A 9,181-nucleotide genomic window follows, 5' to 3' on the forward strand; every position below is an offset into this window, starting at 1 on the left:
CGAGCGAGATGGTGTATGCGGTGGTGAGCGGCTGCGGAGCGGACAGGCCGAGGCGGGCGGCGACGCTGTTTCCTGTCTGCTTCGCCTCGAGGTCCCAGAGGGCGCAATCGACGGCATTGCGGGCCGCACCCGGCGGCATGGCAGACAGCAGGTCGCTGCGCGAGATGCCGGCCTCGATCAGCGGTCGAGCCGCCTCGATTTGAGCGAAAACGCTCTCCATCGTCTCGCCGTAGCGGCCGTAGGGCACGCATTCGCCGAGCCCCTGCGCTCCCTCTTCGACAAGCGTGCAGGTGATGACCTCGGCTTCGGTCTTTGCCCCGCGCGAGATGGTGAAGGTCCCGGCAATCGGAAAGGAATTCATCTGGATATCGAGGGTGCGCGGCATTATTGCTCTCCTGCAAGCATGGAAATTGCACGGTGCTTCTGTATATTGACGCGCCGGGCGAACGATCTGCTTCGCGATTCGCGCAATGTCGCTGTAAGCCTTGAAAGACACAAGTATCTTGAACGCCGAGAATCGCAACGCCGCCTCACTGCAAGTGGACGACCAGGCTGATGGCTCGGGACAGCGTGTGCGTCTTCAGGGAAATTGGCGCAGCGCCTACATCCATCTGGTGCTGCGCGATTTCGAAAAGCTCCTGCAGAAGAAGACCGGCGACCTGACGGTAGACCTCTCGGACATTGCGGAGATCGACACAGCCGGCATCTGGCTGCTGTGCCGGCTGAAGAAACAAGAAGAGGCTGGCGGGCGTACGGTTCGCTTCGAAGGCACCAACCCGCATATCGACGAAATGCTGGAGATGTTTTCCGAGGAGCCGGCCAAGCCCGAGCCGGAGCAGACGGAAAAAGTATCGCTTGCCGCGCGCATCTTCGCGCCGATCGGCAAGATGACCTACGACCTCTGGGACAATTTCGCCGCCTCCATGTATATCCTCGGCTCGGCGGTGCGCGGCGCGCAGATGAAGTTCGGCCGCGGCAGCGGCGTTTCGCCAGCCTCCATCGTCAACCAGATCGACCATATGGGCGTTCGCGCCGTTCCGATCATCTTGCTGATGTCTTTCCTGATCGGGGCGATCATCGCCCAGCAGGGCGCCTTCCAGCTGCGCTATTTCGGCGCGGAGGTTTTCGTCGTCGATCTCGTCGGCATCCTGCAATTGCGCGAAATCGGCGTGCTTCTGACGTCGATCATGATCGCCGGCCGTTCGGGCAGCGCCATCACCGCCGAAATTGGCTCGATGAAGATGCGCGAGGAGATCGACGCGCTGAAGGTGATGGGGCTGAACCCGATCGGCGTGCTGATCTTCCCGCGGCTGGTGGCGCTGACCATCGCGCTGCCGCTCTTGACGGTGCTCGCAAATTTCGCCTCGCTCGGGGGTGCTGCCGCCGTCGCCTGGGGCTATTCCGGCATCACCTTCGCCAATTTCCTGTCGCGCCTGCATGAGGCGGTGACCCTGTCGACGGTGCTTTCAGGCATGATCAAGGCGCCGTTCATGGCGCTGGTCATCGGCATCGTCGCCGCCGTCGAGGGGTTGAAGGTTGGTGGCAGCGCGGAATCGCTCGGCCAGCATGTGACGGCCGCGGTGGTGAAGGCGATTTTCGTCGTCATCCTGATGGACGGGCTTTTTGCGATGTTCTATGCAGCGATCGATTTCTAGGATGGCGGACCGCGTGGACGAGAAACCGATCGATACGGAAGACAAGGACGAAAGGGACATCGTGCTGTCGGCGCGCGACGTCACCGTCGGCTTCGGCTCCAAGGTCGTGCTCGACAATCTGAACCTCAATATCTACCGCGGCGAGATCCTGGGCTTCGTCGGCGCGTCCGGCACAGGCAAATCGGTGCTGATGCGCACCGTGCTCCGGCTGCTGCCGCGCCGCTCCGGCACGATCAAGATCCTTGGCCAGGATTTCGACGAACTCGACGAGCCGCAGCGCAACGCGCTCGACATGCGGCTCGGCGTGCTGTTCCAGCAGGGGGCGCTGTTCTCGTCGCTGACGGTCAAGGAAAACATCCAGGTTCCGATGCGCGAATATCTCGACCTGCCGACCTCGCTGATGGACGAGCTGGCACATCTGAAGATCCGTATGGTCGGGCTTGCGGCCGATGCCGCCGACAAATATCCATCCGAACTGTCCGGCGGCATGATCAAGCGCGCAGCCCTTGCGCGCGCGCTGTCACTCGATCCGGAACTCGTCTTCCTGGACGAGCCGACCTCCGGCCTCGACCCGATCGGCGCGGCCGAATTCGACGAACTGATCGCCAACCTGCGCGATAGTCTGGGATTGACCGTGTATATGGTCACGCACGACCTCGACAGCCTGTTTTCGGTCTGCGACCGTATTGCCGTGCTTGGAAAGAAGCGAGTAATGGTGGAAGGCACGATCGACGACATGCTGGCCTATGACGATCCGTGGGTGCAGGCCTATTTCAAGGGCAAACGCGCGCGGTCGATCGTGCCGCAGAACGCTGCTGCCGCGCGGCACGACAGCAGCGGAAAGTGACCGGATAAGATGGAAACCAAAGCCAATTACACGATTGTCGGTTTTTTCACGGTGCTGGTGATCGCAGCCGCCTTCGGCTTCGTCTACTGGATGGCCGAATATGGCCGCGGCGGCCCGATGACGGAACTGATCGTTCGTATTCCGGGCTCGGCCAACGGCCTCAGCGTCGGCTCGCCGGTGCGCTTCAACGGCATCCAGATCGGCTCGGTGCAAACGCTGTCGATCGATGCCGACGATCCGCAATATTCGCTGGCCTTCACCCAGGTACGCACCGATGCGCCGATCTACCCCTCCACCAAGGCCGCCCTGGAAATCCAGGGTTTGACCGGGGCTGCCTATATCGAACTGTCAGGCGGCCGCAAGGGCGAGGAAAGCATCCTCCAGCATGCGATCGACAACGGCAAACGCGCTGTCATCGTTGCCGACCAGTCGAGCGTCACCAATCTTCTGGCGACGGCCGACAAGATCCTCGATCGCGCCAACGACGCCGTCGGTGAACTTCAAGGTTTCATCGAGGATTCGCGCGGGCCGCTGACCGAGACGTTCAAGAATGCCGAAACGTTCTCGGATGCACTGGCCAAGAATTCCGACAATATCGACTCCTTCCTGCAGAGCGTCGGCCAGCTCTCGGAGACGGTGAAGGCGGTTTCCGGTCGTGTTGATTCGACGCTTCAAGCCGTCGAATCGCTGGTCAAGGCGGTCGATGCGCAGAAGATCGACAACATCGTTTCCAATGCCGAGAAGATTACCGCCAATGTCGCCGATGCCTCGGGCGACCTTAAGGGCGCGATCCAGAAGTTCGACCAGACGGCCACCACCTTCAATGATTTCGGCAAGCAGGCGCAGGCGACACTCGACCGCGTCGATACGCTCGTTGCCCAGATCGATCCGGCGAAGGTGAAGGGCTCCGTCGACGATATCTCGCAGGCGACCAAGGATGCGCGCGCTGCCGTCGCCTCGATCCGCGATGTCGCCAACACGGTTTCGGCGCGCCAGAAAGATATCGACCAGACGATCCAGGACGTGTCGCAGCTTTCCAACAAGCTGAATTCGGCCTCGACCCGCATCGACGGCATTCTCATCAAGGTCGATGCGCTGCTCGGCACCGACAATACGCAATCGCTGTTCACTGAAGCGCGCGATACGCTGGAATCCTTCAAGAAGGTCGCCGACAACCTGAATTCGCGCATTGGGCCGATTGCCGACAATCTGCAGAAATTCTCGAGCGGCGGCTTGCGCGACGTGCAGACTCTCGTCAACGACATGCGCGGAACCGTGAGCAATCTGAACGATACGATCACCAACTTCGACCGCAATCCGCAGCGCCTGATCTTCGGCGGGGACACGGTGAAGCAATATGACGGCCGGACGCGGCGTTAACTGGGAAATCAAGGGTAGCCTAATATGGTCGCATCGCATCTGTTGTCGCGCCGTTCTCGGATCAGGGGAACGGTGATCGCGCTGCCGCTGACGGCGCTGATTCTTTCGGGGTGCGGCACCGCGGCCAAGAACGACACCTACGACCTGCCCGCCGCCGTCGATGGCAGCGGACCCGCGGCCAAATCCCGCCAGATCCTGATCGCCAGTCCCACAGCGCTAAGGTCGCTCGACAGTGAGCAGATCGTCATCCGTGTTTCGCCTTCGGAAATCCAGTATCTCTCAAAGGCGCAGTGGGGCGACAAGCTGCCGCGCATAGTGCAGTCGAAGCTGGTGGAAGCCTTCGAGAACTCGGGCAAGCTCGGCGGCGTCGGCATGCCGGGGCAGGGGCTGGCGATCGACTACCAGATCGTCACCGATATCCGCTCCTTCGAGATCGATGCTTCGAGCGGCAACCAGGCGGTGGTCGAGATCTCCGCCAAGATCCTCAATGATCGCAACGGCTCGGTGCGCGCCCAGAAGGTGTTCCGCGCCATGGCGCCGGCCGGCGGCGACAATGACGGCTTCGTCAAAGGCCTCGACCGCGCCTTCTCCACGGTTACCTCCGAGATCGTCAGTTGGACCCTGCGCTCAATCTGAACTGGAATTTCGAGGTCGCCCCGTGAATATCGGGGGTTGTCGATTGTGAAAAATATTTGATCCCATGGCATAGGGGTCGTCATCGTATTCAATTTCTTCATGAATTTATGGAACGCATCATACAGTCCCTTTCAGAAGGAATGCTGCATGGTGGTTGCGCGAGTATTCGGAAAATCGTCATCGGAGGCGATCCAACGCGAAAACGATCGCCTGGCTGTGCTGCAGCAGCTCGATATCCTCGACACTCCGAGGGACGAGGGCTTCGAGCGGATCGTACGCCTGATAAAGGAGATCTTTTCCATCGACATCGGCATCGTGTCGCTGATCGACGCGCATCGGCAATGGTACAAGGCTTGCTCCGGTCTTTCGGCCGACGAAGTGTCGCGCGAAGACACGTTCTGCCGCTACGTCGTGGACTGTGAAAGGCCTGTCGTCGTGCAGGACGCTACCAAGGACTCGCGGTTTTCACAGCATCCTTCGGTGACGGGCGAGGACAATATTCGTTTTTACGCCGGTGTGCCGTTGAGAACAAAAGTCGGGCACATGATCGGAACGGTATGCGCGATCGACCGCAGGCCACGATCGTTCGGCAACAGAGATCTCGGCATTCTCGAGGAACTGGCGGGGGCTGCGATGGACCGCATCGAGCTCATGCAGTCGGCCGCGATTGACAGCCTCACAGAGGCGATGACGCGGCGGGCCTTCAAGCAGGAGGCTGATCAGCTCATTTCGCTCGCTCTGCGGCACAAGCACGACCTCTCATGTATCGTCTTCGATATCGACCATTTCAAGAAGGTGAACGATACGCATGGACATGCCGCCGGAGACGAGGTTCTCAAGGTGGTGGCATCGACCTGCAAGGCGACCCTTCGAGCCGGTGATCTGTTCGGCCGTCTTGGCGGCGAGGAATTTGCCGTCATCCTGCCGCATGTCGATCGGGAAGGTGCCGTCGCCGTCGCCGAGAAACTCAGAGCCGCCATCGCCTCTGAGATCATTCGCGGCGATCATGGCGCTCTGACCGTTACAGCCAGCTTCGGAACTTCGGCACTCTCGATCGTAAGCAAAGAGATCGAAACCCTGCTGGCTCAGGCGGATGCGGCGATGTATCAGGCCAAGCATGGCGGACGGAATCGTTGCGTGTCGTGGAGTTCCATCCACGCCGATCACGCCATTGGCGCTCGACGGCGGGTGCTGAAGGCGGGTTCGATCCTGTTCAACGATCGACGCTCGACCATCGACTGCACAGTCAAATCCATTGGATCGGAGAGCGCCGGCATTTCGGTCTCCAATACATCAGGCATTCCTTCGGAATTCATTCTGGCCATCAAAGGCGAAGGATTCGAAACGAATTGCAGGGTGATCGCGCAAGACCGGCAGCATCTGGAAGTGGCTTTCAGATAACCCGTTAGAGCGCCGTGCGTCCTTTCGGACGCATTAAGGACGCTCTAACTCTTTCAATCCTCGCATCGAGCTTTCCGAAAAATCGATTCCGATTTTCGGGCCGATGCGCTAGCAAAAACCTGCCGGCAGGTCTCTACTCATCGGGCCTATTTGGTCGGCTGCGAATCCGTCATCGTCGCGCCCGGCTGGCTGCCTGGCGTCGTGGAAGCTGTGGCGGTCGATGACGGCGAGAGAGTGCTGTCCAGCAGGCTTGCCATCTTGTCGTCGCGTATGCTCGCGGTCTTTTCGCCCATGACGACGCCGACCACGCGGCGGCCATCCTTCAGCGCCGACGTCACGACATTGTAGCCCGATGCGTCGGTGTAGCCGGTCTTGATGCCGTCGACGCCGTCATAGCGATACATGAGGTTGTTATGGCCGCGCAGCTTCATGCCGCGGAACTGGAAGCCGCGCATGGAGAAGAGCTTGAACTCCTCGGGAAAGTCGCGCATCAGCGAAACGCCGAGTGTCGCCATATCACGCGCCGTGGTGACCTGCTCAGGATCGGGAAGGCCCGACGGATTCTTGAAGACCGTATCCTTCATGCCGAGCTGACGTGCCTTGTCGGTCATGGCCTTGGCGAAAGCCGGTTCGGAGCCGCCAAGCTGCTCGGCGATCGCCACGGCCGCATCGTTGGCGGACAGCACGACAATCCCTTCGACCGCTTCGCGCAACGTCACCTTGCGGCCGGCGCCGACGGCGAGCTTGAAGGGCTCCTTGCTCTCGGCATTTTCCGACATGGTGAGCTTCTGATCCCAGCTGAGGCGTCCGTCATGCAGGGCCTCGAAGGCGAGATAGAGCGTCATCATTTTGGTCAGCGACGCCGGATAGTTCAGATCGTCCTGATTGGAGCCTTCGAGGACCTGACCGGACTGCGCATCAACGACGAAGCTTGCCTGGCCTGCCTGAGCCAGAGTGAAAGCGCCCATCAGGAAAACGGAAGAGAGCGCGGTGGCAAGGAGCCGGGATGTCGTCTTGGTCATCAATGTTGCTGTCTCTGTCGTTTGGATGGTGGAGTGAGCCATTCGCTTTAATGTGAGCGGATCAGAAAAGTTTGTGACGGAATGAAGGACAGGGGGCAATAAAAAAGGGTCATCCACAGCTGATTCCTTTTGTCTCACCATTCAGGCTTTGGCCTTGCCGACGTCGAGCGTCTTTCGGCCTTCAGCGAGGAATGAAGCGTCGGATCTCGCACAATCCTTGCGGGCACGCTCATTTCGATCTAAGGCGCTGGAAGACAGCATTACGCTGCGTGAGGTGGGATTTCTATGATGCGCTCGGCAATGGTTTTGGTCGTTGGCATATGTGTGCTCATCTTCTCTGCTCTTTCCAGCCTTGCGTCATCTGGACGCGTTGCGCTGGTGATTGGCAACTCGGCCTATAGCCAGGTCGAAAAGATTCGGAACCCCGGAAATGATGCGACTGCTATCGGTGCAGCGCTTCGGCGAATGGGTTTCGAGGTGACGGTCGTCCATGATGCGACAAAGGTTGAATTCGATTCCGCTCTGTCGACGTTTTCCGATGTTGCGGCCGGGGCAGATATCGCCGTGGTATTCTACGCCGGACACGGAATGGAGCTTAACGGCTCCAACTATCTCATTCCGACAGATGCCACTTTAAGCACAGATGCGCAGGCGACCTCTGAAACCGTGACGTTGGACAACGTTCTGGATGCTGTTCGCAGCGTCAAAGGTCTTCGCATCGTCCTTCTCGACGTATACCGCAAGAATCCCTTTGTGCTGAAAATGAAGCCAAACGGAGCCAGCCGTTTCATCGGACGAGGGCTTGCGGGGATCGAACCAACGCCGAATTTGCTCGTCAGCTATTCGGCGGAGGCGGGCGCCACTGCAAATGGCGTCGATTCCGATCACAGCCCCTATACCGAGGGCCTGCTGAAGTTCCTAGAGATGCCCGGGCTTGAGGTGAATTTTCTTTTCAGACGCGTCTCTGCCTATGTCCGAAATAAAACCGATGGCCAGCAGACACCGTTCGAATATTCCAGCTTGCCCGAGGAACCTGCCTATCTCAGCCCATCCTCCGCCACCAATTTGCCGGCTACCAAAGCTCAAATGGTTCTCTATGAGGAGAGAGTTGGGATGCCGGAGCCGACGGCATTGGCTGGCTCGGTGACTTGGTCAATCGATATGCGGACTGACGCCAAGGGCCACTCCGATCCAGTCGTGCGGGGCCACATGGAAATTCCGCAGCGTAACCTGACGGCTGTACTGACGCTGGAAAGAAATACGGATCCATCGATCGCTGCGAGCCATCTCTTCGAACTATCGTTTCAGATCGCGGCAGGATTTGAAGGAGGAGGAATTAATAGTTGGACGAGCATGTCGATGAAGACCACGGAAGGCGCTCGCGGTGACATGTTGATAGCCGTGGCCGGCAAGGTCACTGACACTCTCTATATGCTGGCGCTCAATGATTTGCCTGATGCTCGCGCCAAAAACATCGAATTGCTTGGTAAACGCCGATGGATTGATTTGCCGATCTTTTATCAGAACGGCACACGAGCGCTGCTGACGCTTGAAAAGGGCGAGGATGGTGAGCGTGTGTTCAATCAGGCAATTCAGGCTTGGGCGTCAGATGATCTGGCCCGGACTGATGGCGGCAATGCTCAATAGAAAGATGGCAGCATCAAATGCGGTCTACGAACTGCCGCCCTAGTTTTCAGGTTCAGACCGCGGCCCATGGTCACCAACGAAAGCCGCCTGACGTCAGTTCAAGCGGCTTTCTCCCATTCGACGATCGAATTGGCCTCCGTTCGCTCGGGCGGTTTTCGCCCGAGGGTATCAGTCAGTCAGGCTCAGCCGAGCCTGCCTGCGGCGTGGGCGAGCATGGTGTAGACCTTGCCCGTATCCGAGGTGAGGTAGGACTGCGTCACCGTCCGGTTCGGGTCGGTGCGGGCGACGTCGGCGAGCAGCTTTTCGAAATCACCAATGTAGCGGTCGACGGCGGTGCGGAACTCCGGTTCGCGGTCGTATTTGCGCTTGATCTCGTCGAAGGTCTGTTGGCCCTTCAGCGTGTAGAGGCGGCGGGTGAAGACGTCGCGCTCGCCGCGCTGGTAACGGCGCCAGAGATCGACCGAGGCGTCATGGTCGATGGCGCGGGCGATATCGACCGAGAGCGAGTTCAGCGATTCGACGACGTGACGTGGATTGCGGCTGTCGTTGCTGCGCGCGACCGGTGCGGCAGTTTCCGCTGGGCGGGCCGGAGC

Annotated in this window: 8 protein-coding genes and 1 pseudogene; 6 read left to right on the forward strand and 3 right to left on the reverse strand. The window is 59.5% G+C overall.

Going from position 1 to position 9,181, the window contains the following annotated elements:
* Nucleotides 1-385, reverse strand: a pseudogene (locus tag MOV76_RS36865) (dipeptide epimerase); the annotation flags it as partial.
* A 100-nt stretch (nt 386-485) separates the two neighbouring features.
* On the opposite strand from MOV76_RS36865, the gene MOV76_RS36870 reads away from it, so the two are divergent.
* The 5 genes from MOV76_RS36870 to MOV76_RS36890 all read left to right on the forward strand — a co-directional run bounded on the left by MOV76_RS36870 (nt 486) and on the right by MOV76_RS36890 (nt 5,919).
* Nucleotides 486-1,655 carry an ABC transporter permease gene (locus MOV76_RS36870; protein ID WP_018242240.1) on the forward strand — a complete coding sequence of 390 codons (1,170 nt, stop codon included), beginning with the start codon at nt 486-488 and terminating at the stop codon, nt 1,653-1,655.
* Nucleotide 1,656: 1 nt separating this feature from the next.
* Entirely contained in the window at nt 1,657-2,502 is an 846-nt protein-coding gene (locus tag MOV76_RS36875) for an ABC transporter ATP-binding protein (protein ID WP_003559847.1), read from the forward strand.
* A gap of 9 nt (nt 2,503-2,511) precedes the next feature.
* Nucleotides 2,512-3,882, forward strand: coding sequence for an MlaD family protein (locus MOV76_RS36880; RefSeq protein ID WP_247266401.1), 1,371 nt, complete (start codon nt 2,512-2,514; stop codon nt 3,880-3,882).
* A 24-nt stretch (nt 3,883-3,906) separates the two neighbouring features.
* Entirely contained in the window at nt 3,907-4,518 is a 612-nt protein-coding gene (locus tag MOV76_RS36885) for an ABC-type transport auxiliary lipoprotein family protein (RefSeq protein ID WP_247266402.1), read from the forward strand.
* A 147-nt stretch (nt 4,519-4,665) separates the two neighbouring features.
* Nucleotides 4,666-5,919, forward strand: coding sequence for a sensor domain-containing diguanylate cyclase (locus MOV76_RS36890; protein ID WP_247266403.1), 1,254 nt, complete (start codon nt 4,666-4,668; stop codon nt 5,917-5,919).
* Between the two features lie 146 nt (nt 5,920-6,065).
* Here the strand turns inward: MOV76_RS36890 and MOV76_RS36895 are convergent, their stop codons facing one another.
* On the reverse strand, nt 6,066-6,941 hold the full coding sequence (locus MOV76_RS36895) for a D-alanyl-D-alanine carboxypeptidase family protein (RefSeq protein ID WP_247266404.1): 876 nt from the start codon (nt 6,939-6,941) through the stop codon (nt 6,066-6,068).
* A 285-nt stretch (nt 6,942-7,226) separates the two neighbouring features.
* Here MOV76_RS36895 and MOV76_RS36900 point away from each other — a divergent pair, with 285 nt between their 5' ends.
* Nucleotides 7,227-8,588 (forward strand): caspase family protein, encoded by a 1,362-nt coding sequence (locus MOV76_RS36900; RefSeq protein WP_247266405.1) that lies wholly within the window; start codon nt 7,227-7,229, stop codon nt 8,586-8,588.
* Between the two features lie 182 nt (nt 8,589-8,770).
* Here the strand turns inward: MOV76_RS36900 and MOV76_RS36905 are convergent.
* A partial coding sequence (locus MOV76_RS36905; RefSeq protein WP_247266406.1) for a hypothetical protein occupies nt 8,771-9,181 on the reverse strand: 411 nt, incomplete at its 5' end.

The sequence above is a fragment of the Rhizobium sp. PRIMUS64 genome, from assembly GCF_023006465.1.
Lineage (GTDB): Bacteria > Pseudomonadota > Alphaproteobacteria > Rhizobiales > Rhizobiaceae > Rhizobium > Rhizobium leguminosarum.

What these genes read in the sequence shown, in the direction of transcription:
- MOV76_RS36875 (WP_003559847.1), top strand. Translation starts at nt 1,657, where the DNA reads ATGGCGGACCGCGTGGACGAGAAACCGATCGATACGGAAGACAAGGAC.
- MOV76_RS36880 (WP_247266401.1), top strand. Translation starts at nt 2,512, where the DNA reads ATGGAAACCAAAGCCAATTACACGATTGTCGGTTTTTTCACGGTGCTG.
- MOV76_RS36885 (WP_247266402.1), top strand. Translation starts at nt 3,907, where the DNA reads ATGGTCGCATCGCATCTGTTGTCGCGCCGTTCTCGGATCAGGGGAACG.
- MOV76_RS36890 (WP_247266403.1), top strand. Translation starts at nt 4,666, where the DNA reads ATGGTGGTTGCGCGAGTATTCGGAAAATCGTCATCGGAGGCGATCCAA.
- MOV76_RS36895 (WP_247266404.1), bottom strand. Translation starts at nt 6,941, where the DNA reads ATGACCAAGACGACATCCCGGCTCCTTGCCACCGCGCTCTCTTCCGTT.
- MOV76_RS36900 (WP_247266405.1), top strand. Translation starts at nt 7,227, where the DNA reads ATGATGCGCTCGGCAATGGTTTTGGTCGTTGGCATATGTGTGCTCATC.